The organism is Ruminococcus sp. AM26-12LB, assembly GCF_003480785.1.
In the GTDB taxonomy this organism is placed as follows: Bacteria; Bacillota; Clostridia; order Lachnospirales; family Lachnospiraceae; genus Blautia_A; species Blautia_A fusiformis.
In genome coordinates, this window is record NZ_QUJX01000002.1 from 428 (window position 1) to 24658 (window position 24231).

At 43.9% G+C, this 24231-nt stretch carries 26 protein-coding genes; 2 read left to right on the top strand and 24 right to left on the bottom strand.

Going from position 1 to position 24231, the window contains the following annotated elements:
• Window positions 1–585: 585 nt before the first annotated feature.
• The 20 genes from DW694_RS01220 to DW694_RS01310 form a co-directional block, all read right to left on the bottom strand.
• Window positions 586–828, bottom strand: a complete 243-nt coding sequence (locus DW694_RS01220; protein ID WP_015525915.1) for a hypothetical protein — start codon at window positions 826–828, stop codon at window positions 586–588.
• 124 nt (window positions 829–952) lie between these two features.
• Window positions 953–2326: a DNA repair protein RadA gene (radA, locus tag DW694_RS01225; RefSeq protein ID WP_021650957.1), complete on the bottom strand. Its 1374-nt coding sequence runs from the start codon at window positions 2324–2326 to the stop codon at window positions 953–955.
• Window positions 2320–2733: a hypothetical protein gene (locus DW694_RS01230; protein ID WP_015525913.1), complete on the bottom strand. Its 414-nt coding sequence runs from the start codon at window positions 2731–2733 to the stop codon at window positions 2320–2322. The genes radA and DW694_RS01230 overlap by 7 nt, the downstream gene beginning before the upstream one ends.
• 96 nt (window positions 2734–2829) lie before the next feature.
• Entirely contained in the window at window positions 2830–5295 is a 2466-nt protein-coding gene (locus DW694_RS01235) for an ATP-dependent Clp protease ATP-binding subunit (protein ID WP_114001469.1), read from the bottom strand.
• 11 nt (window positions 5296–5306) lie between these two features.
• Window positions 5307–5684: a GntR family transcriptional regulator gene (locus tag DW694_RS01240; protein WP_015525911.1), complete on the bottom strand. Its 378-nt coding sequence runs from the start codon at window positions 5682–5684 to the stop codon at window positions 5307–5309.
• Window positions 5685–5756: 72 nt separating this feature from the next.
• Complete coding sequence (locus DW694_RS01245; RefSeq protein WP_015525910.1) at window positions 5757–6530, bottom strand: SseB family protein; 774 nt, start codon at window positions 6528–6530, stop codon at window positions 5757–5759.
• 185 nt (window positions 6531–6715) lie between these two features.
• On the bottom strand, window positions 6716–7990 hold the full coding sequence (gene purD, locus DW694_RS01250) for a phosphoribosylamine--glycine ligase (RefSeq protein WP_022426209.1): 1275 nt from the start codon (window positions 7988–7990) through the stop codon (window positions 6716–6718).
• 32 nt (window positions 7991–8022) lie between these two features.
• Window positions 8023–8646: a phosphoribosylglycinamide formyltransferase gene (purN, locus tag DW694_RS01255; protein ID WP_022426210.1), complete on the bottom strand. Its 624-nt coding sequence runs from the start codon at window positions 8644–8646 to the stop codon at window positions 8023–8025.
• Window positions 8640–9665 carry a phosphoribosylformylglycinamidine cyclo-ligase gene (gene purM / locus DW694_RS01260; protein ID WP_015525906.1) on the bottom strand — a complete coding sequence of 342 codons (1026 nt, stop codon included), beginning with the start codon at window positions 9663–9665 and terminating at the stop codon, window positions 8640–8642. Before purM ends, purN begins: the two co-directional genes overlap by 7 nt.
• A gap of 49 nt (window positions 9666–9714) precedes the next feature.
• The gene (gene purE / locus DW694_RS01265; RefSeq protein WP_015525905.1) at window positions 9715–10215 is read right to left on the bottom strand and encodes a 5-(carboxyamino)imidazole ribonucleotide mutase; all 501 of its coding nucleotides are present in this window, start codon (window positions 10213–10215) and stop codon (window positions 9715–9717) included.
• A gap of 123 nt (window positions 10216–10338) precedes the next feature.
• Window positions 10339–12423, bottom strand: coding sequence for an aminopeptidase (locus DW694_RS01270; protein WP_182465466.1), 2085 nt, complete (start codon window positions 12421–12423; stop codon window positions 10339–10341).
• Window positions 12401–13012 carry an HD domain-containing protein gene (locus tag DW694_RS01275; RefSeq protein ID WP_118752432.1) on the bottom strand — a complete coding sequence of 204 codons (612 nt, stop codon included), beginning with the start codon at window positions 13010–13012 and terminating at the stop codon, window positions 12401–12403. The genes DW694_RS01270 and DW694_RS01275 overlap by 23 nt, the downstream gene beginning before the upstream one ends.
• Before the next feature lie 3 nt (window positions 13013–13015).
• The gene (locus DW694_RS01280) at window positions 13016–13330 is read right to left on the bottom strand and encodes a hypothetical protein (RefSeq protein WP_015525901.1); all 315 of its coding nucleotides are present in this window, start codon (window positions 13328–13330) and stop codon (window positions 13016–13018) included.
• Window positions 13314–13787, bottom strand: a complete 474-nt coding sequence (locus tag DW694_RS01285) for a VanZ family protein (RefSeq protein WP_022426214.1) — start codon at window positions 13785–13787, stop codon at window positions 13314–13316. The genes DW694_RS01280 and DW694_RS01285 overlap by 17 nt, the downstream gene beginning before the upstream one ends.
• A 64-nt stretch (window positions 13788–13851) precedes the next feature.
• Complete coding sequence (locus DW694_RS16800; RefSeq protein ID WP_022426215.1) at window positions 13852–14004, bottom strand: hypothetical protein; 153 nt, start codon at window positions 14002–14004, stop codon at window positions 13852–13854.
• A 70-nt stretch (window positions 14005–14074) separates the two neighbouring features.
• Entirely contained in the window at window positions 14075–14749 is a 675-nt protein-coding gene (gene pyrE / locus DW694_RS01290) for an orotate phosphoribosyltransferase (RefSeq protein WP_015525899.1), read from the bottom strand.
• Window positions 14750–14888: 139 nt separating this feature from the next.
• Complete coding sequence (locus DW694_RS01295) at window positions 14889–15785, bottom strand: dihydroorotate dehydrogenase (RefSeq protein ID WP_092069490.1); 897 nt, start codon at window positions 15783–15785, stop codon at window positions 14889–14891.
• Window positions 15786–15790: 5 nt separating this feature from the next.
• Window positions 15791–16585 carry a dihydroorotate dehydrogenase electron transfer subunit gene (locus tag DW694_RS01300; protein WP_021650964.1) on the bottom strand — a complete coding sequence of 265 codons (795 nt, stop codon included), beginning with the start codon at window positions 16583–16585 and terminating at the stop codon, window positions 15791–15793.
• Window positions 16586–16600: 15 nt separating this feature from the next.
• Window positions 16601–17527, bottom strand: a complete 927-nt coding sequence (gene pyrF / locus DW694_RS01305) for an orotidine-5'-phosphate decarboxylase (protein ID WP_118516102.1) — start codon at window positions 17525–17527, stop codon at window positions 16601–16603.
• Window positions 17524–18822, bottom strand: coding sequence for a dihydroorotase (locus tag DW694_RS01310; RefSeq protein WP_015525895.1), 1299 nt, complete (start codon window positions 18820–18822; stop codon window positions 17524–17526). The genes pyrF and DW694_RS01310 overlap by 4 nt, the downstream gene beginning before the upstream one ends.
• A 325-nt stretch (window positions 18823–19147) precedes the next feature.
• Between DW694_RS01310 and DW694_RS01315 the strand changes: the two genes are divergently transcribed.
• Window positions 19148–19348, top strand: a complete 201-nt coding sequence (locus DW694_RS01315) for a cold shock domain-containing protein (RefSeq protein WP_015525894.1) — start codon at window positions 19148–19150, stop codon at window positions 19346–19348.
• Between the two features lie 144 nt (window positions 19349–19492).
• Here DW694_RS01315 and DW694_RS01320 read toward each other — a convergent pair whose 3' ends face one another.
• Window positions 19493–19747: a hypothetical protein gene (locus DW694_RS01320; protein WP_015525893.1), complete on the bottom strand. Its 255-nt coding sequence runs from the start codon at window positions 19745–19747 to the stop codon at window positions 19493–19495.
• 117 nt (window positions 19748–19864) lie between these two features.
• The gene (locus DW694_RS01325) at window positions 19865–20704 is read right to left on the bottom strand and encodes a DegV family protein (RefSeq protein WP_021650968.1); all 840 of its coding nucleotides are present in this window, start codon (window positions 20702–20704) and stop codon (window positions 19865–19867) included.
• 159 nt (window positions 20705–20863) lie between these two features.
• Here DW694_RS01325 and DW694_RS01330 point away from each other — a divergent pair, with 159 nt between their 5' ends.
• Window positions 20864–21367: a DUF5721 family protein gene (locus DW694_RS01330; RefSeq protein WP_022426217.1), complete on the top strand. Its 504-nt coding sequence runs from the start codon at window positions 20864–20866 to the stop codon at window positions 21365–21367.
• On the opposite strand, the gene DW694_RS01335 is transcribed toward DW694_RS01330, so the two are convergent.
• Entirely contained in the window at window positions 21368–21700 is a 333-nt protein-coding gene (locus tag DW694_RS01335) for a sporulation initiation factor Spo0A C-terminal domain-containing protein (protein ID WP_044961168.1), read from the bottom strand.
• A 280-nt stretch (window positions 21701–21980) separates the two neighbouring features.
• On the bottom strand, window positions 21981–24035 hold the full coding sequence (gene htpG, locus DW694_RS01340; RefSeq protein WP_118752433.1) for a molecular chaperone HtpG: 2055 nt from the start codon (window positions 24033–24035) through the stop codon (window positions 21981–21983).
• Window positions 24036–24231 lie beyond the last annotated feature (196 nt).

Here is a 24231-nt window from a genome sequence, read left to right on the forward strand (position 1 = left end):
AATCCCTGTATTCTTCGATATTTATGGTGGTACGCTGGGCCGATCTGGCCCTGTATTCTTCGATATTTATGGTGATACGCTGTGCCGATCTGGTTCCTGTATTCTTCGATATTTATGGTGATACGCTGTGCCGATCCCGTTTCTGTATTCTTCGATACTTATAGGAATATTCTGTACCAGTCTGACATTTCAGGACAGGACGCCCAGTCCGCTTCCATACCCCGCATGTTTTTTCCTGTCGGCTGGAAGCGTCAGCCAGAGGAAGGTGGCATCGGGCCGGGCTGCTGCGGAGGAGGGGTGATTACTACTAGGGCTCCGTGAGACGGCTAAAAGCATTGCGGCAGGGCCAGAACTCGCCTGCGGCTCAGACAGCAGACCCTGCCGCAATAACGCCGTCTCCCGCAGCCCTAGTAGTATCCCCCGACGGAGTCCCTGCCCGGAGCGATGCCACCTTCCTCTGGCGTCCCTCTCCATCCCAACAAAAAAAACGGCACCCGGCAGTTCCAACACTGCCAGACACCGAAACCAAAACACCCGTCAAACAGACCTATACAATATATAATCAACATTCGCTATCCGCTCAACTCAATTACCACCAGAAAGTTCTCTCAGCAACTCAAGATCGCTGGCCTGCACTTTAATATTCGTAGTCAGCTTCTCACCCTCAGGGCTAATATACGTCACCTCAAGAATGCTCCCCTCACGAATCCCACGCCGGGAAACCGCACTACAAAATGCCGGAAACTTCGGATGATTCTGTTTAAATGTATTCCATGCATTCATAACCTTCATCATATTTCCAATATTTCCAATATTACCAATACCCATAACCAACACCAGCCTTTCCCTTACTATCATCTATGTTTTTTTATCTATTAACCCAAACACAGCCGCCGTACAAACCATACAGCGGCTGACCACATGATCCTATTCAAAATAACCTGCCGGAAACTCACAACCCTCTGATAAAAGAAATCGCATCCCGGATCCCAGCCACATAAACCAATTTAATTCCTTTAATACTCTCTGTAGCCGTCCGGTTCACCTCAGGAAGTATCACCGTCTCAAACCCAAGCTTTTTCGCTTCCTGCACACGCTGTCCGGCCATACTCACTGCACGAACCTCGCCACTCAGACCAATTTCACCAAACGCCATCACAGAATCCGGGATCACGATCTCCTTCGCACTGGAAATAATAGCAAGACAAATACCCAGATCGATCGCCGGCTCTGTCATCTTCATGCCACCCGCAATATTCACATAAGCATCCGAAGCAGCAAGATGAACTCCCGCCTTCTTCTCCAGAACCGCCATCAAAAGATTCACACGATTAAAATCCGTACCAACTGCTGTTCTTCTCGGAATTCCAAAATTACTCTGACACACCAGAGCCTGGATCTCCACCAAAATCGGTCTCGTCCCCTCCATAGAACATGCAACAACAGACCCCGAAGCATTCTCCGGTCTTCCATTCAAAAGGAACTCGGAAGGATTCTTCACTTCTTCAAGTCCGGAATTCTGCATCTCAAAAACACCAATTTCATTGGTAGAACCAAAACGATTTTTCACCGCACGCAGGATCCGGTAAGAAGCATGCCTGTCTCCCTCAAAGTAAAGCACAGTATCTACCATATGTTCCAGTACACGAGGACCTGCCACATTTCCCTCCTTGGTCACATGACCCACGATAAAAATGGACACTCCCATACCCTTAGCGATCTGCATCAGTACATTGGTAGATTCCCTCACCTGAGAAACACTTCCCGGTGCAGACGAAATATCTTCATGAAACATCGTCTGGATAGAATCCACAACAGCTACATCTGGTTTCGTCCGCTCAATGATCTCCCGGATATTTTCAAGATTCGTCTCACAGAGCAGTTTCAATTTATCATTAAACGTTCCAAGCCGATCTGCCCGGAGCTTGATCTGTCTAAGAGACTCCTCACCAGAAATATACAAAACAGAAATCCCCTGTGAAGATAAATTTCTGCACACCTGCAACAACAATGTAGACTTGCCAATACCAGGATCTCCACCTACCAAAACAAGGGAGCCGGGGACGATTCCGCCTCCCAGCACCCTGTCAAGTTCACCGATTCCGCAGCTCTGACGTTCATCTGAAGAAAGACTGATATCTTTCAGAACTACAGGCTCCGTTTTCTTTTGTGTAGTTTTAATACTCCCTGAGGAAGATTTTTTGGAAGAAACCGTTTCCTCCACAAAAGTATTCCATGCCTTGCATGCCGGGCACTGCCCCATCCACTTGGCTGATTCATACCCGCATTCCTGACAAAAATAAACCGTTTTTTTATTTTTTAGCATTTTACAATTTTAACTTCTGCTTTGGTGTTCGCATCCAGTTCAACACTGAAAGAAAGCTTGCCGCCCAGGTTTGTGGTCATTGTACCTGTACTTACATCATCAATAAATACCTGATACTCTGTCTCAGCTTCCAGTTCAACAGTAATCTGAGAATCCTCAAAGCCCTGAACCTCAAAACTCATTGCTGTTCCATCCTGCTGAAGATGGAACACACTGGTTCCCGGAACAGACTCATATACGAACATTCCATTACGCTCAAGTTTGGTGATCTCCTTATATGTTTTTACTTTATACATATCTCCCTGATACTGATAATCCGACAATTTGGATTTCTGATTTAATTCATAATCTCCAAAACTGATAGTCCCATTATCTTCTGTGCGGATCAATTCCTGTACCACTGCCATGATCTTATGTCCTCCTGAAATCTTTCGTTGTATAGTTTTAATTTTGTTAATTATAACTTATTTCTGTTTTTTTGGCTATAGAAAGTAATAAAATTCTTACGCTTTCTCCGCATCTTTTACTTCAAAGTAGATTTTCTTGTCTTTGACCTTCACCTGTACGGTATCACCGGCTTTGATCCGACCTTCAAGGATTTCTGTTGCCATCTCATCCTCAATCTTTGTCTGGATCGCACGACGCAACGGTCTTGCACCGTATTTACTGTCAAAGCCTGCATCTGCGATAAGATCTTTAGCTGCTCCGGTAACTTTCAGTATGATATCCAGCTGTTCCTGACAGCGTTTTTCCAGGTTTTTCAAAAGAATAGTAACGATCTTCCTGATATTTTCTTTATTCAGAGAATGGAATACCATGATCTCATCGATCCGGTTCAGAAATTCCGGTTTAAACATCCGCCGCACTTCTTCCATCACTCCGGACTTCATACGTTCATAATCACGCTTTTCCGTATCTCCGGACATAAATCCAAGATGTTTCGGTTCCATGATCATCTGCGCACCTGCGTTGGAAGTCATGATAATGATCGTCTGCTTAAAATCCACTTTTCTGCCTTGAGCATCTGTAATATGACCATCATCAAGTACCTGCAGAAGAATATTAAACACATCCGGATGAGCCTTTTCAATCTCGTCAAAAAGAATGACACTGTATGGATTTCTGCGCACTTTTTCGCTGAGCTGTCCACCTTCTTCATAGCCTACATATCCGGGCGGCGATCCGATCATTTTAGAAACACTATGTTTTTCCATATATTCGGACATATCTACACGGATCATTGCCTGCTCACTTCCAAATACAGCTTCCGCCAGCGCTTTGGAAAGCTCCGTTTTTCCCACTCCGGTAGGTCCCAGGAATAAGAAAGAACCTATAGGCCTTGCCGGATCCTTTAATCCTACTCTTCCCCTTTTTACCGCCCGGGCAACTGCAGAAACTGCCTCATCCTGTCCGATCACACGTTTTTTCAGAACCTTTTCCAAATTTGCAAGCCTACGGGATTCCCCCTCTGTCAGACGCTGTACAGGTATTTTTGTCCAGTCAGACACAATACCGGCAACTGCCTCTTCATCAACTGTAAATGGATTTTTCCGATTTTTCCGCTCCGCCTTTCTTCGGATCTTTTCCAATTCTGCTTCCGCCTCATTTTGCTTTGCCTGTGCTGCTTTTGCACCTTCAAGATCTGCATTTATGACTGCCTGTTCTTTTTGTTTCAGAATATCGTGGATCTCTCTTTCCAGTGCTTCTGCTTTCGGAGACGGACGATATCCCGCCAGTTGTACTTTCGACGCTGCCTCATCAATAATGTCAATGGCTTTATCCGGAAGAAACCGGTCATTGATATAACGAACGGACATTTTTACAGCCGCCTCAAGGGCCTCATCCAGAATCTCTACACCATGATGTTTTTCATAATATGGGCGCAGCCCCTTCAGGATTTCAACAGCCTCCTCTTCTGTAGGTTCTTCCACGATGATAGGCTGAAAACGCCGTTCAAGCGCTGCATCCTTTTCAATGTATTTCCGATATTCTTCCAGTGTCGTTGCTCCGATCAGCTGGATCTCTCCACGGGAAAGAGACGGTTTCAGGATATTGGAAGCATCCAGTGCACCTTCCGCTCCACCTGCTCCGATGATCGTATGGATCTCATCAATAAAGAGCAATATTCCCTGCTGTTCGCTTACCTCATCGATCACATTTCGGATACGTTCTTCAAACTCACCGCGATATTTACTTCCTGCGACCATTCCGGAAAGATCCAGAACTACAACCCGCTTATCCTTCACAGTATCCGGTACCATTCCTGTGACGATCCGCTGTGCAAGTCCCTCTACGATAGCCGTTTTTCCTACTCCCGGCTCTCCAGTCAGGCAGGGATTGTTCTTTGTTCTTCTGCTCAGGATCTGGATCAGTCTGGCAATCTCTTTATCCCTTCCCACTACAGGATCCAGCTTACCTTCTTCTGCCATGGCCGTCAGATCTCGGCTATACTGATCCAGAGTTGGTGTTACACTGCTGTTTCTTCCCTTTGAAGCTTTTACAGCCTGGAATTCTTCCGCAATGGCATCGCTGTCCATTCCCATAGCTGTCAGCACTGCCGCATAAAGCTTCTGGATATTGGCACCCATTGTGTACAGCAGTCTGGTACCCACACAGTCTGTTTCTTTCAACATTGCCAGCAGAATATGTTCTGTCCCGACTTCCTCAAAACGCATGGATTCTGCTTCTGCATATGCACCCTCAAGAACTCTTCTGGTTCTCGGACTGAATCCCGGTTTCTGTGAAACAGCCGTATTTCCCGGCGGTGCGATCAGTTTATCGATCAGAGCCATCGCTTTATCAGCCTGGATTCCAAACTCCTCCAGAACTCTTCCTGCTGTGCCCTCCTTTTCTTCTACAAGCCCGACCAGCAGATGCTCCGTGCCGATATAACTATGTCCGCAGGAGCTGGCTGCCTCTTTTGCCAGAGCAAGAACATTCTCTGCCTGTTTTGTATATCGTTCCTGCATGATGTCTCCTCCTATCTGTCTGTGTCATACTCGTCAAAAATCTCGTCCACCAGCTGATGGACTTCTTCTCTTGTTACATTTTTACAGCATCCCCATGCCATTGCTACTGTCAGATTCTGTTTCATTTCTTCCAGTGCTCTGACCTTATCTGCATCTATGGAGATCACCGCTCCCTTTCGCCTGTCAATAGTCACAAAGCCTTCCTGACGAAGCAGCGCATATGCCTTATTCACAGTATGCATATTGATTCCTGCAATGCTTGCAAGCTGCCGTACAGAAGGCAGAGTATCCCCTTCATGAAGCCTTGATGTAGCGATCCCCATTATGATCTGATTGGTGATCTGCATATAGATTGCCTCATCACTGTTAAAATCGATTTCTATCACCATAGGGTAATCTCTCCTCTACAACAGCAAAAGGCTGCACAGTTTCATCCTGGCAGCCTGCTGTGATTTTTGTTTTTATTTACTGATCCCTGCAATCTTCTCTATCTGTTCTTTGTTAAGAACCAGATTAAATCCCATTGGATTTACCACATAAGCGTTTGCCTGCGGAATCATCAGGCTCGGAAGTTTGTCTATAGTCACTTTCGCAACACGGAGATTCTTGCCTCTTCCAAATTTCTCAAATTCCATAACATCTGTAAACACAGGCTGCATGATCTTATCCTCTTTATTTTTCAGATACGGAATATGGAGCTTTCCATCTTCTTCCTGCTCTGCATTGATCGCGATCAGGAATTCTGCCTTACGCAGGTTTGCTATCAGCTCTTCTTCCAACTCACGGATATTCTTATGCTCTTCCTGTTTTACCGGGCGACGCAATTCCTGCATAAAATAGATTCCGGAAAGTTCAAGAGACGGGTTCAGAAGCGGTCTCTTTGACGGCTCGATCTTACTCATATCTCTCTGGTTTGCGATCTTTCCGATCTCAATCTCGATCTTCTCTTCTCCGTCGATCCAGATCACACTGTTCACTCCGATCGCGTACAGCGTACCATACAGTCTTGGATAGTCTTTTTTCTCATATTTCATGCCCATAAGAAGGATCTTATCCTCAAGGAGCTGTTTACCATATTCTTTGATCTCTTCTTCTGTGGCAAAAATCCTTGCCTGGTCATTAAATGTTTCTTCATCACAGGTCACATATGGAAGTCTGGTTGCCTGTGAATATGCAACAAATACTTCCTCCCTGTTTCTGAGCTCATGGATTGCTTCTTCTACACTGATTCCCATTTTTCTGTCCTCTCTGCCTCATCACTTGGATGCGACACCTCATCAAGGAAAATGGTTGGTTCCTGTTGTGCCCTGTCAGCATCCAGCTTTTCATGTTCGTAACTACTCACTGTGTTTCATAGTTGTTACTATTGTACAATGAAATCCCTGTTTTCGTCAAGCTGTGCCTGTGAAAAATGACCAACTTAAGCCTCGTCGATAGCTTTTCCGATATCGTGACGCATATACTTATTTGCAAAGCTGATCCACTCTGTAGCAGCATATGCATTCTTTCTGGCTTCTTTTAATGTCTCTCCTTTGGCAGTGATGCCAAGAACACGCCCACCGTTTGTAACGATCTCTCCATCTTTAAATTTGGTTCCCGCATGGAAACAGTAGTATCCGTCTTTGTCCTTAAAATTCTCAAATCCATGGATCGGGATACCTTTTTCGTATTTTACCGGATATCCATCACTTGCAAGAACAACACAAACTGCTGCATTGTCCTCAAATTTCAGATCGATCTGATCAAGTTTGCCGTCTACACAGGCTTCCATTACTTCAATGATATCATTCTCCATACGCGGAAGAACAACCTGTGCCTCCGGATCCCCAAATCTTGCATTATATTCCAGAACCTTCGGGCCATCTGCAGTAAGCATCAGTCCGAAGAAAATGATTCCCTTAAACGGACGTCCCTCTGCTGCCATGGCATCTACTGTTTTCTGATAAACATATTTCTTACAGAATTCATCTACTTCCGGAGTATAGAACGGACTTGGAGAAAATGTTCCCATTCCGCCTGTATTCAGTCCCTGATCCCCATCCTTCGCACGCTTGTGATCCTGTGCGGATGTCATGGTACGGATCGTCTTTCCATCTACAAAAGAAAGTACGGAAACCTCACGGCCAGTCATAAATTCTTCAATTACCATGGTATTTCCGGCATTTCCGAATTTTTTGTCTTCCATGATCTCTTTTACGCCAGCTTCTGCCTCTGCAAGATCCTGGCAGATCAGAACACCTTTTCCAAGAGCAAGGCCATCTGCCTTCAAAACGATCGGGAATTTTGCCTCGGTCCTTAAATATTCCAGAGCTTTTTCCGGATCATCAAAATTCTCATAAGCAGCTGTAGGAATGTCGTATTTTTTCATAAGATCCTTGGAAAAAGCCTTGGAGCCTTCCAGAATAGCAGCATTTTTGCGCGGTCCGAACACACGCAGTCCCTCTGCCTCAAATACATCTACGATTCCGCCCACAAGAGGATCATCCATTCCCACGATAGTAAGATCGATCTCTTTTTCTTTGGCAAAGGCTGCCAGTTTTTCAAATTCCATTGCTCCGATATCTGCACATTCCGCATACTCTGCGATTCCTGCATTTCCAGGTGCACAGTAGATCTTGTCAACTTTCGGGCTTTTTGCAACACTCCATGCAATTGCATGTTCTCTTCCGCCGCTTCCTACGATTAATACTTTCATCTGTTTACTCCTTTGTTTCATCTGTCTGCTGATTACTTTAAAGAAACAATTCCATCTGTCACTGTGATTTTGTCATTGGCGATAAGATTGATTGCTTCCGGAAGGATCTTCCACTCTGCTTTTTCCATTACACGTCTCTGAAGCTCCTTGGATGTATCTCCGTCTTTTACCTTTACTGCCTTCTGAAGGATGATCGGACCTGTATCCGTTCCGGCATCTACGAAATGAACCGTAGCGCCTGTTACTTTCACTCCTCTTGCAAGAACTGCATCATGGACCTTAAGTCCATAAAAACCTTTTCCGCAGAAAGACGGGATCAGAGATGGATGGATATTGATGATCTTGTTGGGATACGCTTCCACCATCATCGGAGGGATTGCAACCAGATATCCTGCAAGAACGATCAGATCCACCTCTTTTTCCTGAAGCTTCGCCAGTAATGCTTTATGGAAAGCTTCTCGGTCCGGATAGTCTTTCGGTGCGATGCATACCGCCTCTATATCGTGCTTTCTGGCTCTTTCCAGAGCATAAGCGGAGGCATTATTACTGATCACAATATCCACTTTTGCATTTGTGATCCCTCCTGCATCAATAGCATCCAGGATCGCCTGAAGATTCGTTCCCCCACCGGAAACAAGAACACCGATCTTTAACATAAGGTCACTCCCTTTTCTCCCTCTTCAATGGATCCTACCACATATGGCTTATCGCCGGTTTTACGGATAGCTTCCATTGTTTTGTCAACATCTGCAGGATCTACTGCCAGGATCATTCCAAGACCCATATTATATGTATTATACATCATATGCTCATCAATATTTCCTTTTTCAGCAAGGAGCTTGAAGATCGGAAGTACCGGATAGCTGTCTTTTTTGACAACAGCTCTGGTTCCCTCTTTCAGCATACGTGGGATATTCTCATAGAATCCACCCCCTGTGATATGGCTGCATGCATGGATCTTCACGCCAGACTCTCGGATGCTCTTCAGCGCTTTTACATAGATTCTGGTCGGTGCGATCAGTGCCTCTCCCAGAGTTGTTCCAAGCTCTTCATAATAAGTATCCAGAGACTCTTTTGTCATGTCAAATACTTTACGTACAAGAGAAAATCCATTACTGTGAACTCCTGTGGAAGCCATACCGATCAGGACATCTCCTGGTTTCAGGGCCTCTCCTGTAAGAAGATCTTTTTTGTCAACGACTCCTACTGCAAATCCGGCAAGGTCGTACTCATCTTCCGGCATAAGTCCAGGATGCTCTGCTGTCTCACCACCGATCAGAGCTGCCTCAGACTGTACACAGCCCTCTGCAACACCTTTTACGATCTCTGCGATCTTTTCCGGATAATTTTTGCCGCAGGCAATGTAGTCCAGGAAAAACAATGGCTCGCCGCCTGCACATGCAATATCATTTACACACATGGCTACAGCATCGATTCCGATGGTATCATGCTTGTCCATAACCATGGCTACCTTAACCTTGGTTCCACATCCGTCTGTTCCGGAAACCAGAGTAGGCTCTTCCATATCTTTGAATTTCTCCATGGAAAATGCACCTGAGAATCCACCGATTCCTCCAAGTACCTCCGGTCTCATTGTCTTGGCAATGTGCTTTTTCATCAGCTCTACTGATTTGTATCCTGCCTCAATATCTACGCCTGAAGTCTTGTAATCCATAATGTCCTCCTTATGACAACACCTTTTTATTTTATGGTAAAAGATTTATTTAGTAATTTTTGTATCCAACTTCCTGAAGCCTTGCGTCTTTCTTCTCAACCTGCTCCTTCAGATCCTGACTGTAGGCTTTCAGTCTGGAAAGAAGCTCTGCATCGGAAGTTGCAAGGATCTTGGCAGCAAGAAGTCCCGCATTGGCGCCACCATTGATCGCTACTGTAGCAACCGGGATACCGCTTGGCATCTGTACAATTGAGTAAAGGGAATCTCGTCCTCCCAGAGAGGTTGTATGCATCGGAATACCGATCACCGGCATCGGAAAGATCGCTGCGCACATTCCCGGAAGATGAGCTGCCATTCCTGCGCCTGCGATGATAACTTTGAAGCCTTTTTCTTCTGCTGTCTTTGCATACTCGAAAAATACATCCGGTTCTCTGTGTGCGGAAATGATCTTCATTTCATAATCAATCCCCAGTTTCTCCAGGATATCTGCTGCTTTGCTCATAACCGGCATATCTGAATCACTACCCATTACAATTCCTACTTTTGCCATTGTGTTCTCCTTTCATGGTACACTAACTGAATATTAGCCTGTGTCCTTTGACTATTGTTATGGTTATTCTACGTATATTCTCACTTTCTGTCAATACGATCGAAAAAACTGTAAATTTACTAATTAACTTATATTATTATTTAATGGAAGATTCTCAAAAGGACGGTTCAATTCCTCTGTTCCGGGAAGAACAAACCTTCCGTTTTCGATAATGGAGATCATTTCTCCCTCATCATCGATCACCCGGATACTTCCAAGCTCATCATAAGGTATCGTAATATCTGTATGACAGCCATAATAAGCAAGGCTTACGTCATCCTTTCGCATCTCGGAAATCTCATTATCCCTGGCGATGATCTCTTTTCCATCCGGATTATATACCGGTGTATCCTCTGCCCAGCTGTAACAGGTATCGCCCACAGCAAAATGCGGTCCCATTTTTTCTGCGATCAGGATCGGAAGCTTATCCGCAATTCCGTATTTCAGCGCCGCCACATAAGCTGTGGTATTTGTACCGATGGCAAACTCTCCCATGGGGATCTTCGGATGGTGGTGGAGGATATTATCTTCAATATATTTCCGGTTTTCTTCTTCGGTTTTAAAATTCGAGCAGGTGTAATCAATAACCTGGCCGCAGTCAAATACCAGCTTCAGATCCCGGAACTGAAGACCGTTCAGATATACTTTTTTCACATGAAGGATTCCGCCTGTGCCTGCCAGCTGCGGAGATGTAAAGACTTCGCCCACCGGAATGTTCACATCTGCCACACAGTTCTCAAAATTCGTCTGTTTCTTCGGATCTGTCAGTTCATGAAGATGAATCAGAAGATCCGTCTCATTGTCTCCACGTCCTTTGACTTCCACCCACTCACAGGTATCCAGGGTATTGATGATCGTCTGCTGGATTTCCTGATAGAGATGGTAATCCAATGTATTGATCTTTACGATCTCACGGAAAATTTCCTCATAATTTCCACCAATCTCAGGAACCGGATATGCAATGATCGTAAAACTTCTCTCATCACCTTTGATGTATCGGTTTACGATCTGTCCGGATTCATTGTCAAGTTCTGTCTGAAGCTTCTGCTGTGTCTCGCTTAATGCATAAGCTTCCGGTTTACTTATCGGAGAGAAAGGATTTTCTCCAAATGTATCAATGCAGGCCGGACCGCCATGTACTTCTGCCAGTTCTCTGTACTTCTCATAGGAGGTCTGCATAGCACGAAGTTTTCGCTGAACAAAATCCCCATCCAGGAACAATGCACTGTCCTGACGATGATCGTAATCGTACTGCGGATTGGCAACGCCGCCTGTATAGCCTACTCTCACTGCGCCTCTCTTATTTACCACATGCGTTGCATGGCGATAGATCACCGGCTTCAGGCCCATTTTTTCAAACTGGAGGATCGCTGCTTTTACCATCCGTTCGAAGCCAAGACTATATCGGATATTTACTGTTTTCTTTTTTGTGATATCCTTCCGTCCGGTGATAAATCCGATCCGATAGCCTTCTGTATAGGTAGAAGCCATCTTATCGATCTCTTCCTGAGAAAGGGAATTCAGAAACTCTGCAACTCCTGTTTCATTCTCTGAAACAAACTCGCCATAGCGATACAGATATCTCAGATCGGAAAAATCCGAATTCATGATGATATCTGCCGCAAAGTCAAGCTCCGGATCTACACCTTCCCGTATCCTCTGCTCCATCATATCTTGGCAGTAATCATTTACATAGGAACGGAGAATCCCCTCCACTGTTGCCGCCTCCGGAAGTTCTTCCTCACAAAATGCAGAATATACTTCCAGAAACAGTTCCATGGATACAGTCATATCCCACAGCCTTTTCTCATGAGCATAAGCTACAGTTCCTGCGATCTCTGCATACAGAAAACTGAAGGCTTTTCCATATTCTCCCATCTGCTGTACTGCATACGCCGGATTTCCATAGCTGCTTTCATAATTTTCCGGGAGGATATCCTGATAAAAGCAATGATTTCTCTCTTTCAACGCCTCCATCGTAAGCTCTGCTGCGCTCTCATCCATCACATCTGCTGCCATGGAAAGAAACTTTGCCCTGTTTCTGAAAAAATCTCCAAACGGTTTTTTTACGGTTTCTTCTGTTATGATCTCACGGATCCGTTCCTTCGCAAGTCCATAACGTTCTTTCATGCATTCTTCCAAGACTTCATCTCCCATCTTTTTCATCATTGATCACATGCCCCAGGGCAATGTGTTTGTCAACGAGTTCTTTCATATATTCCCAGATCACTTCAGAACCCTCTCCTGTTTTCCGGTTTCTCTTATAAATCTGACTTTTCTTCACCTGATGCTCTTCCCAGCTTTTTCCGTTGGAAGCATCATTTAGAAACAATGGCTGACAATTATCTAGCACATGGGCAAATTTCGCCTCCGGGGTTTCGTAAGCCTCAAACTCCTCCCATAATGCTTTTAACCACTGTCCCTGATCTTCCGGCAATAGTCCATAGATCCGTTCTGCTGCCTGCTTCTCCCTGTATTCCTTGGTTGTCGCTCCTTTTTCATCATATGCATAGGTATCACCTGCATCAATCTCTACCAGATCATGCGCCAGTACCATAGGAATCACTTTCGAAAGATCCACTTCCTCATTGGAATATTCCTTTAAAAGCACTGCCATCAACGCCAGATGCCAGGAATGCTCCGCATCATTCTCTTTCCGCTTTCCGTCTGCAAGATATGTCTGACGGAAAATATTCTTGACTTTATCTATCTCCATAATAAAGTCCAGCTGTTTTTTTAAGCGTTCTTTTTTATCCATCTGTTATACCCCCGATAAAAAAAGTCCCAGCCAGATAACCAGGATCACTCCGTTCAAAATAGACCCGACCATGCTCGTCCTGTGTTTCCGGTTTTCTTCCGAAAAGCTGGAAAGCCCCAGTGTAAAGCCATATGCAGAAAGCAGCATGGCAAAAAGCCCGGTTCCGCCGATCAGGCCCCCGAGCTTTCCATCAAAAAAGAGTGCAAGCACAACTGCCGCGATAAACAGCACGAGGGAAGCCGCCGCAAGTCCTACAGACCATTTTCCCTTGGAAGCTTCTCTTTTTTTTGCAAATGCATATCTATATCTTCTTGCCATTAATTTTTCTCCTAATCCTGTCGCAGACTGCATAAATCCCATATCCAAGCGCTGCGCCCAGAGTATTCAATATCATATCATCCACATCAAAGCAGCCAACTTTTGTAAGCAGCTGGATCACTTCTATCGTCAGACTGATAAAAAAGCCGGATAATATGATAAAAAAGCCATTTCGCATTTTTCCGGTTATTACCGGAAGAATAAATCCGTATGGCACAAATCCCAGCACATTTCCAAAAACATTTGTGAAAAGCGCAAATGTACCCACTATTTTTCGATAAGTCCAGAAACGCCTGATCTCCACAAACGGAACAAGATTGTAACGGTATTCTCTTTCTGCATCCGCCACTCTTCCGTATCCTTCGGAAAAGAACAGAAGATACACAAGAACAAGAACATACAATACAAAAAAAGCTGTCCCGAGTTTTTTTACTCTGCGTTTTGTCCCTTTTTCCAATATTCTCCCCTGCTTAAATAGTCCGAAAAGCCACACGGAACAACGTGCGGCTTTTCAGATCATATTAGATTAATATCTCTGATTTTCTTCTGAGCAGTCTCGCACCGTTCACGATCATCAGAATTCCTGTGACAAGTCCCGTCACCAGAACGACAATACCGAGTGCAAGGCTTCCCGCCCCGCTGCTCGCCATAGTTTTATAAATTTTTTCATTCATAAGGCTGCGTCCTCCCAGTAAAAGCGGACCTTCGGAATCCGCCGCTCTTTTATGACCTTTTATAACAATATTATTCTGCGCCGTACTGGTCATAATATGCATCAATGGCAGCTTTCAGCTTATCATCGATCACAACACGGCCTTTGTATTCTTTGTTGTAGAGATGCTCAACAACCTCCGCCATAGTTACAATAGCTGTAGTCTGAAGGCCGTAGGTTTCCTCGATCTCTTTGAGCGCACTCTTTGTTCCCTGGCCGCGTTCCATACGGTCAACAGAAACCACAAGACCTATCGGATTTACATCTCCCTGCGCTTTGATGATCGGAAGTGTTTCTTTAATGGATGTTCCTGCAGTCGTAACATCCTCAATGATCACTACCTTATCCCCATCCTGGATCGGGCTGCCAAGAAGAATTCCTTTATCTCCGTGGTCTTTCACTTCCTTACGGTTGGAACAGTAACGGATATCCTTTCCGTACATTTCACTGATCTCCATAGTTGCTGCTACAGAAAGCGGAATTCCTTTGTATGCCGGTCCAAACAGCACATCAAAATCCAGTCCGAATTTGCTTTCTATCGCTTTTGCATAATACTGTCCCAGCTTGCGAAGCTGCGCACCGGTACGGTAAAATCCTGTATTTACAAAAAATGGTGTCTTTCTTCCTGATTTCGTAGTAAAATCTCCAAATTTCAGGACATTACAGTCAATCATAAATTCAATAAATTCCTGCTTATACTGTTCCATTTATCTAATCCTCCATGTTTTTCATATATACGACAAACCCAGGATCCACACTCTGCTGCAATCCCAGTGTAAAATCCCTTTATTTATCCTGTTAATTCTAACATATGAACAACAGAATTGCAAATACGGCAATCCTCCGTTATTTCACTACTCCGATCAGCTCATTGATGTCTTCCACTTTCTGTTTTTCAAGAAATGCCTGAATACCATCTGCGATCTCCACAGTAGCATAAGGGTTAAAAAAGTTTGCAGTTCCCACAGACACTGCAGTAGCACCTGCCATAATAAATTCCAGGGCATCCTCAGCAGTTGCGATTCCTCCCATACCGATGATAGGAAGGGATACTGCATTTGCCACCTGATATACCATACGGACAGCTACCGGTTTTACTGCAGGACCGGACATTCCACCAGTTTTATTTGCCAGTGCAAATGTACGTCTGTTGATATCGATCTTCATTCCTGTCAGGGTATTGATAAGAGAAAGAACATCTGCGCCGCCAGCTTCTGCTGCTTTCGCCATCTCGGTAATATCGGTTACATTTGGGCTCAGCTTCATGATCACCGGCTGTTTTGCATATTTCTTTACTTCTTTTGTGATCTCTTCAAGAGCTTTCGGATTCTGACCGAAGGCAATTCCGCCTTCCTTGACATTCGGGCAGGAAACATTAATCTCCAGCATATCCACAGGCTCATTTCCAAGGCGTTCTACAACCTCACAGTAATCCTTTGCAGATTTTCCACAGACATTGACGATGATCTTTGTATCATATTTTTTAAGGAACGGAATATCTCTTTCACAGAAAACATCAATCCCCGGATTCTGAAGACCAATGGCATTGAGCATTCCGGATGCTGTCTCTGTCACTCTCGGTGTAGGATTTCCCGGCCACGGTACATTTGCCACACCTTTTGTCACAACTGCGCCAAGTCTGTTCAGATCCACAAATTCACTGTATTCCGCTCCGGAACCAAATGTTCCGGACGCTGTCATCACCGGATTCTTAAGTTCTACGCCGGCAAGATTTACATTCATTCTGCTCATAGCTCTACCTCCGTGCTCAGGAATACAGGTCCGTCTTTACATACTCTCTTGTTATGGACATGAGAATGAGAATCCACATCTTTGGATTTGCACACACAGGCAAGACACGCGCCTACGCCACAGGCCATACGCTCTTCCATGGAGATCCAGCACGGAATTCCTTTTTCAAGGGCATATGCCTTGATGGCACGGAGCATCGGGGCAGGTCCGCAGGCAAAGATCGCATCTGCCTCAAGATCGTTCTCACGGATGGCATCCATAACATTTCCCTTTGTTCCTGCAGAGCCGTCTTCTGTTGCCACATAGACATCTCCATAAGCTTCAAATTCCTTATTTAAAAACAGCTCATCTCTGTATCCGAGAACCATGATCTTTTCTGCGTCCAGCTGTTTAGCAGTTTCCAACATTGGCGGGATTCCGATTCCTCCACCCATGAGAAACACTTTTTTGCCTTTTACTGCATCCAGCGGAAAACCATTTCCCAGAGGTCCCATAGTCTCAATGGGGACCCCTGCATGAAGTCTGGAAAATTCCTCCGTACCGGTTCCTTTTCCTGTAACGCGATATACCAGTCTCAGTTTTCCTTCTGCTTTATCGATCTCACAGAGACTGATGGGTCTTGGCAGAAGCTTACCGCCATTGCGGCTGTAAAGTGATACAAACTGTCCCGGCACTGCATTTTTTCCAATCTCACCTGCATCCAGCCACATACTGTAAATATCTGTACCAATACATTCCTGGCTGAGTATCTTACAGGGCTTTTTTGTTTTTTTACTTTCTGATGTACTCATAAAATGCCTCCTGTATTATCTGTTCTCCAGCGCACCGCTGATATCCGCGATCATATCTTTTACTGCCGCTCTGGAAGCATCTGCGTAATTTTCAGCGCCAAACTCTTTATATTTCTCCTGCTTATATGCAGCGATGATTCCTCTGGAAGAGTTTACGATAGCACCAAGTCCGTCCTCATTAAAGAAATGGACAAGATCTGCGCCCTTTCCACCCTGAGCACCATATCCGGGAACAAGGATAAATGTCTTCGGCATGATCTTTCTTAATACCTTTCCCATTTCCGGATAGGTCGCACCTACAACAGCACCAACATAACTATATCCATCACCCATAAGCTCATCGCCCCACTGTGCAACCTTCTCACCTACCAGCTCATAGAGCGGGCGACCGTCGATGACACGATCCTGGAACTCACCACTTGATGGATTAGAAGTTTTGACCAGAACAAAGATACCCTTTTTCTCTTCCTTGCATACATCCATAAAGGGTTTCACACCATCAGAACCAAGGTATGGATTGACTGTTGCAAAATCCTCATCAAAACCTGCATATTTTTTTGAGCCTACCTGAACCTGTCCCAGATGACCAACTGCATATGCTGCAGATGTGGAACCGATATCACCTCTTTTGATATCACCGATCACAACCAGATCTTTGGATTTACAATACTCAACCGTTTTCTTGTATGCGATCAGTCCCGGGATACCAAACTGCTCATACATGGCGATCTGTGGTTTCACTGCCGGGATCAGATCACAGGTTGCATCCACGATTCCTTTGTTATACTGCCAGATTGCTTCTGCAGCGCCTTCCAGAGTCTCCCCGAACTCTGCAAAAGCCTTCTTCTGGATATGCTCCGGAATATAATTCAGCATAGGATCCAGTCCTACAACGATTGGTGCATTTGTTTTGCGGATATTGCTGATCAGTTTGTTAATCATGATTCTTTCTCCTCCTGGTTATTAAATACAATTTTTCCGTCACAGATGGTATAAAGCACTTTTCCCTTTACTTTCCAGCCATCAAACGGTGTGTTATGTCCTTTGGAAACAAATTTATTTTTATCGATAGCATACTCCTGCTCCGTATCCACGATGATCACATCTGCCGGATGGCCTTTCTGGAGAGTTCCTCTGTCAAGCCCGAGGATTTTCGCCGGATTCAGGCACATCTTCTCAACCATCTGTTTCAGTGTGATCACATCTTTTTCCACCAGCTCTGTATAGGTGAGCGGAAGGCTTGTTTCCAGACCTACGATCCCAAATGGTGCATTCTTCATAGAACCTGTTTTTTCCTGTGCACTGTGCGGTGCATGGTCCGTGCTGATCACCTCGATGGTACCGTCCTTCAGGCCCTGTTTCAGCGCTTCCACATCCTTCGGTGTACGGAGTGGCGGATTCATCTTGTAATTCGGGTCATCTGTTTTAATATCATCGGATGAAAGGATAAAATGGTGCGGGCATACTTCAGCTGTGATATTGTCGTATCCTTTCTCTTTTACGATCTTCATCATCTGAGCATCCCCATAAGTGGAACAGTGGCAGAGATGAAGATGGACTCCTGTCTCCAGCGCCAGAATGATATCTCTGGCTGTAATGGTATCTTCTACTGCATTGCAGATTCCGGGAAGCCCCAGTCTTTTGGCGTTCTCATCCTCATTCATGCATCCATCTCCACGCAGATCGATATCTTCACAATGGTCAAAAAACGGCACGCCACATTCTGCTGCGATCCTCATTGCTTCTTTACAAAGTGCTGTATTCATCACAGATTTACCATCCTCGGACACTGCCGGGATCCCCGCTTTCACCATTCCGGCAATATCTGCAAGTTCAGTACCCTTTTCTCCCATGGTGGCTGCACCTGCCTGAAGTACATGAATACCGGAAACCTGTGCCGCCTTGTTATGTACATAGTTTACCCGGTCCGGATTATCAATAGTGGGAGTTGTATTTGGCATAGCAACTACAGTTGTCACACCACCACGTGCTGCCGCAGCAGCACCACTCTTGATATCTTCCTTATGTGTCTGGCCCGGATCACGAAAATGGACATGAAGGTCGATAATTCCCGGCATGACCAGCTTTCCTTTCGCATCGATCACACGGTCGCCGTCTTTCTTTTTCAGCTTCTGGCCTATTTCCGCAATGATTCCGTCTTCCAGATAAATATCGCCTGTTTTATCCGTATCTGTAGCCGCATCGACGATCCGGCCTCCTCGAATCAGAATCCCCATTTCTGTTCTCCTCTCATCCTGTATTTTCAAAGCAGATCCTTCAATCCGCTTGTATTCTCCTATATCATACACGAAATCTCTCTATTTATAAAGATTTTTTTTACAAAGCAATTTCGCCCCTTTTTACACCCCGGAATTGTTGGAATTTTCTCCTTGACATTTCAAAACACGGGTTATATAATCAGAGCATGGCAAAATATTTAATGTAAAATCACTAGTTTTTAGAGATTATATTTACATGAATATAGTCTGTAAAATCTGGTGATTTTTTATTATCATCAGAAGGCTATTTTAATTTTTTTTATTTTTATGGAGGTAACACAAAATGAACAAGGGAACTGTAAAATGGTTCAACGCAGAAAAAGGTTATGGTTTTATCACAGGTGAGGACGGACAGGATGTATTCGTACACTTCTCCGCTATCAACGGTGAAGGCTTCAAATCTCTTGAAGAAGGACAGGCTGTATCCTACGACTTAACAGAGGGCGCTCGCGGAATGCAGGCTGCTAACGTTACAAAGTTATAATTCTATAACCATAAAAAACGTATAAGTCAAAACGGGGCTGCTTTATGGCAGACCCGTTTTTTATTGCATTGTATTTATCCTGTATATAAAAATCCCCGGGATGCTTCAACACATCCCGGGAACCCATCATTTCATATGTGTTTTCTATTCCGCACTGTCTGAAGATAATCCGGAAATATAATCTGTCAATGCAGAAGTATCCATCACAGTATCCACCTTCACACTGGCTTCCTTCGCCTGGATCTTGGCATATGCGGAATATCCGATCCAGCCTACAAGCAGAACCGCGATGAGGATCCATGCCGCCATCTCAAGTACAAATTCTGCGCGTTCCTTCTTCAGGGCACTGTTTCGCGAGTATTTGTTGTTTTTATATTTGTCAACTTTCTTCTGGCTCATTGTCTTTCTCCTTTGCCGCTTCAGTACTTCGTTCATTATAGCACACTTGTTTTCAAAAGAAAAGCGGCAACTCCCTGAAGAAATGTGATAATTTTCTGAACTGGAGATTTTCTCTGATCAGACTGCTACGATAACGCCACCATCGTTGGCATACATACTGCTGACACCGGCAGTATCCATAACTACGATCTTTGCTGGGTGCAGTTTCTCACGGATAGCCTCCTCCAGCATCTTCGCTCTTTCCGGACAGTTGCAATGAGTGATGGCAACTGTCTTTTCCGGGATGTTGATCCCCTTCTCTCCAATGTGATCCACCATTTTTACGATTGCTTTATTCATGCCTCTGGCCTGATCCAGCTGACAGATCGTTCCTTCCGGAGTAGCTCCCATAACCGGCTTGATCTTCAGTGCACTGGCCACCAGAGCTTTCACTCTGCCCAAACGTCCGTTCTTGCGCAGAGTTTCCAGATTCTCCAACACAAAAAATGTGTTCATCTCTTCAATATATTTCTCTACTTCACTTACTACTTCTTCAAAAGAAAGTCCCTTTTCTTCACACTCCACGATCTTCATGGCAATCAGACTCTGACCACCGGATGCAGATTTGGAATTAAATACATGAACCTTTTTCTCCGGCTGCTCTTCCAGGAACAGGTTTTTTCCAAGAATCGCACTGTTATAGGAACCACTCAATTCTGCCGATAGCGTCACCGCATAAATGTGTTCCGCATCACACTCATATGCCTTCATATAGCGTTCCGGAGAAGGGCATGCAGACTTGGGGCATTCCGGGCAGGCCGCAACCTTCTTTAAAAAATCTTTCTGATCGAAATTCTCATCATCTATAATATTCTCACCGCCCACCGTCAGCGTCAGTGGTATGGATTCAATCCTGCCGTCATTTTTCCATTCATCTAAAAGCTCCCCACAGCTATCTATCGCAATCTTATAGCTCAATTATATCGTCCTCTTTTCCATTATATGTAGTATTCAATACCACATCTATCGTATCACATAAACAGATATTTGAAAAGAGTTTTTTAAAAAGTCTGTCCTTTTTTCTTTATCTGAGATATAATGTCTACACGCGATCACATAAAAGAAAGGAAGTGCGGCATGCTTGCATTAAAGATTACAGATATCCGGGATTTCACAAACAAACTTTTTATAGGAGAAGTATTTGACAAATTCTGTCTGTCCGAAGCGACTGTGACTACTTTTAATACTTTTACCATTGATGGCAGGCTTCAGAAAGATTTTTTTGATACAGACAGCATGAACAGACTCACAGAGCACGGCCGGACACATTCTCTCTGGAAGGACATCAGACCTTTCTGCTGGTCTGTGATCCGCGGTAAGCGTACGCCCTTAAGCTTCAGGATCGTGCTGCATTTAAGTCGGAGTGGAGTTGAAGCTGCAATGAGAAATACAGATTTCGGAATTTCCTCCGAACAGATAGACGGACTATTCTTAAATCTTCAATTTAAAAATAACAGCCTTCTTTGTACTACCGGAACCTCTCTTAAAACATTCTCTATGGATAAACGCCCAGAGCAGCTCTGGGATGATATGATCCTGAGCTTTCTGTCCAGGAATCAGATTCTTTTTGAAAGGCTATAGTCAATTCTCTTCTTCTATTTCCCTCAGATAATACGCAAGCATATCAATAAATTCACTGTTGGTAGGCTTGTATTCTAGAGGATATCCTGCAATCTCATCCAGCAGTTTTTTATTTCCTTCCCAACACACATTTACCATTGTTCTGATATCATGCTCAATATTGGTAGGTGTTGATCTGTACTTCCGCGCCAGGTATGGATAAATATCCTTTGTGATCCGCAATGGTTTATACTGATCCCCCATGGAAATCTTTACCGCTTCCGCAACGAAAAAATATCCTTTGTATTTCGAATTTGCACCAAGTCTTCTGATCAATCCATACACCTTTTTCATACATTTGTTCCTCCATTTCATTTTTTTCTCTTTTTAAAAGCACTCCCTTATGTATAATACGACAGTTATCTATATTTTTCGCTTTCTTCTGAAAATTTATTTTATACATATTAGATACTAATTTAAATTTTTAGTCATATTTTACAGGTTATTTTTATTTAATATCTATTATTTTATTTAAAATTCCTATAATTGTGTTAAAGATACACATATTGTTATAAAAAAAGCAAAGGCTTCGCCCCATTACGGGCAAAGCCTTTCGATCATTTTATATGTCGTTTTATTTTGTAAGGACCATAAGGATATCGTTGCTTCTCTTTACAAATTTTGTCATTTCTTCAGGAGAAAGCTGTTTATGGCTCATCATTGCAAGATCATAAAGCTGTTCACAGATCACCGGAACATACTCTGATCCCTGATTTTCTGCTATAAATCTTACAAGAGGATGATTTGCGTTCAGTACAAGTACTTCCTGACCACCGAACATATTCGGATCCATTCCGTACATATTGTACATTTTCATCATATCCTGCATACGGCGGCTCTCCTCAGGAAGAGTGATCATCGCTGCAGTTCCCTCATTTTTCAGCTTCTCTACTTTTACTTCAAGTTTATCCTTGCCAAGATTCTTACGGAACACCTCAGTAAGTGTCTTGACTGTTGTTTCATCCGCTTCTCCGTCTTCACGAAGCTCTTCTGTCAGATCTGCATCAATTCTCTTGAACTGGATCGTCTGATCCTGCTGTTCAAGATGGGAAATAAACTGTGAATCGATCACATGCTTCAGCAGTACAGCATCTTTACCCGCTTCACGGAACATATTAATGTACTGGCTCTGCTGTACCTCATCGGTCACATAATAGATCACCGTTTTTTCCGGTTCCTCATTCTGGGAGCCTTCAGAAGCTTTCTCCTCTGCCTTCTCCTCTTCAGCTGCTTTTGTTTCTTCTTTTTTATTTTCCTCAATGCAGTCTTTCAGGGTAAGATATTTGCCGTCCAAATTCTTAAAGAGGATATAATCGTTCATCTTCTCACCAAATTTCGCATCCTTGATGCATCCAAATTTGATAAACGGGCTGATATCATCCCAGTACTTCTCATAAGACTCTCTGTCTGTCTTGCACATTCCGGTGAGCTTATCTGCTACTTTCTTGGTGATGTATTCAGAAATCTTTTTCACAAAACCATCATTCTGCAGTGCAGAACGGGAAACATTCAGTGGAAGATCCGGGCAGTCGATCACACCTTTCAGAAGAAGAAGGAATTCCGGGATCACCTCTTTGATGTTATCTGCAATAAATACCTGATTATTATAAAGCTTGATGGTTCCCTCAATGGAATCATACTCTGTCCTGATCTTCGGGAAATACAGGATACCCTTCAGATTGAACGGATAGTCCATGTTCAGATGGATCCAGAACAGCGGCTCCTTATAATCCATAAATACCTTACGGTAAAATTCTTTATACTCTTCATCCGTGCACTCATTTGGGTGTTTCATCCAGAGCGGCTGTGTATCGCTTAAAGATACCGGCCTTTTATTGATCTTTACTTTATCTTTGGCAGGAGAAACTTCCACAACTTCTTTCTCGCCTTTATCATTCTCCTTTTCCTCTGTCTTGGCATCCTCATGGATATGCTCAACTACCACATCATCTTCACGGAGATCTGCCTCATCGATGGTTTCATACTCCTGTTCAGCATTTGCTTTGGAAAGATAGATATTTACCGGCATGAAAGAACAGTATTTCTCGATAACCTCTCTCATACGATATTCATTGGCAAACTCCAGGCTTTCCTCATTGAGGAAAAGAGTGATCTCTGTTCCCGGTTCTGTTTTGTTTCCGTCTGCCATCTCATACTCCGTACCACCGTCACAGGTCCAATGTACCGGTGTGGAACCCTCCTTGTAAGAGAGAGTATCAATATGAACTTCATCTGCAACCATAAATGCAGAATAAAATCCAAGTCCGAAATGACCGATCATCTGATCATCCGTTGTTTTATCCTTATATTTCTCAAGAAACTCTGTGGCACCGGAAAAAGCGATCTGTGTGATATATTCCTCTACTTCATCTGCTGTCATACCAATACCGTTATCGATAAACTTCAAAGTTTTCTGATCCGGATCAACGATAACATTTACAGCCGGTTTGTAACCTTCCGGAAATGTATAATCTCCCATAACTTCCAGCTTTCTCAGTTTGGTGATCGCATCGCATCCGTTGGAGATCATCTCTCTTACAAAAATATCATGGTCGGAATATAACCATTTCTTGATAATCGGAAAAATATTTTCACTGTTGATTGATAAACTGCCATGTTTTGCTGACATATATGTCACTCTCCTTTTGTTTTTATTTTTATTTCTGATGTTCCGACAGAGCCGGAAACCTGTTGTTTTTTCAATAAATATATACTAATACGACTTTTTACAAAAGTCAAGAAAAATTTAGCACTCATCATTATAGAGTGCTAGTAACAGCATGTAAAACGGATCTCTATGTGCAAAAAAATCCCTCCGTACATTT

Coding starts and splice junctions, on each gene's coding strand:
- DW694_RS01220 (WP_015525915.1), bottom strand. CDS start 828: ATGGGTATTGGTAATATTGGAAATATTGGAAATATGATGAAGGTTATG.
- radA (WP_021650957.1), bottom strand. CDS start 2,326: ATGCTAAAAAATAAAAAAACGGTTTATTTTTGTCAGGAATGCGGGTAT.
- DW694_RS01230 (WP_015525913.1), bottom strand. CDS start 2,733: ATGGCAGTGGTACAGGAATTGATCCGCACAGAAGATAATGGGACTATC.
- DW694_RS01235 (WP_114001469.1), bottom strand. CDS start 5,295: ATGCAGGAACGATATACAAAACAGGCAGAGAATGTTCTTGCTCTGGCA.
- DW694_RS01240 (WP_015525911.1), bottom strand. CDS start 5,684: ATGGTGATAGAAATCGATTTTAACAGTGATGAGGCAATCTATATGCAG.
- DW694_RS01245 (WP_015525910.1), bottom strand. CDS start 6,530: ATGGGAATCAGTGTAGAAGAAGCAATCCATGAGCTCAGAAACAGGGAG.
- purD (WP_022426209.1), bottom strand. CDS start 7,990: ATGAAAGTATTAATCGTAGGAAGCGGCGGAAGAGAACATGCAATTGCA.
- purN (WP_022426210.1), bottom strand. CDS start 8,646: ATGTTAAAGATCGGTGTTCTTGTTTCCGGTGGGGGAACGAATCTTCAG.
- purM (WP_015525906.1), bottom strand. CDS start 9,665: ATGGATTACAAGACTTCAGGCGTAGATATTGAGGCAGGATACAAATCA.
- purE (WP_015525905.1), bottom strand. CDS start 10,215: ATGGCAAAAGTAGGAATTGTAATGGGTAGTGATTCAGATATGCCGGTT.
- DW694_RS01270 (WP_182465466.1), bottom strand. CDS start 12,423: ATGATGAAAAAGATGGGAGATGAAGTCTTGGAAGAATGCATGAAAGAA.
- DW694_RS01275 (WP_118752432.1), bottom strand. CDS start 13,012: ATGGATAAAAAAGAACGCTTAAAAAAACAGCTGGACTTTATTATGGAG.
- DW694_RS01280 (WP_015525901.1), bottom strand. CDS start 13,330: ATGGCAAGAAGATATAGATATGCATTTGCAAAAAAAAGAGAAGCTTCC.
- DW694_RS16800 (WP_022426215.1), bottom strand. CDS start 14,004: ATGAATGAAAAAATTTATAAAACTATGGCGAGCAGCGGGGCGGGAAGC.
- pyrE (WP_015525899.1), bottom strand. CDS start 14,749: ATGGAACAGTATAAGCAGGAATTTATTGAATTTATGATTGACTGTAAT.
- DW694_RS01295 (WP_092069490.1), bottom strand. CDS start 15,785: ATGAATGTAAATCTTGCCGGCGTAGAACTTAAGAATCCGGTGATGACA.
- DW694_RS01300 (WP_021650964.1), bottom strand. CDS start 16,585: ATGAGTACATCAGAAAGTAAAAAAACAAAAAAGCCCTGTAAGATACTC.
- pyrF (WP_118516102.1), bottom strand. CDS start 17,527: ATGATTAACAAACTGATCAGCAATATCCGCAAAACAAATGCACCAATC.
- DW694_RS01310 (WP_015525895.1), bottom strand. CDS start 18,822: ATGGGGATTCTGATTCGAGGAGGCCGGATCGTCGATGCGGCTACAGAT.
- DW694_RS01315 (WP_015525894.1), top strand. CDS start 19,148: ATGAACAAGGGAACTGTAAAATGGTTCAACGCAGAAAAAGGTTATGGT.
- DW694_RS01320 (WP_015525893.1), bottom strand. CDS start 19,747: ATGAGCCAGAAGAAAGTTGACAAATATAAAAACAACAAATACTCGCGA.
- DW694_RS01330 (WP_022426217.1), top strand. CDS start 20,864: ATGCTTGCATTAAAGATTACAGATATCCGGGATTTCACAAACAAACTT.
- DW694_RS01335 (WP_044961168.1), bottom strand. CDS start 21,700: ATGAAAAAGGTGTATGGATTGATCAGAAGACTTGGTGCAAATTCGAAA.
- htpG (WP_118752433.1), bottom strand. CDS start 24,035: ATGTCAGCAAAACATGGCAGTTTATCAATCAACAGTGAAAATATTTTT.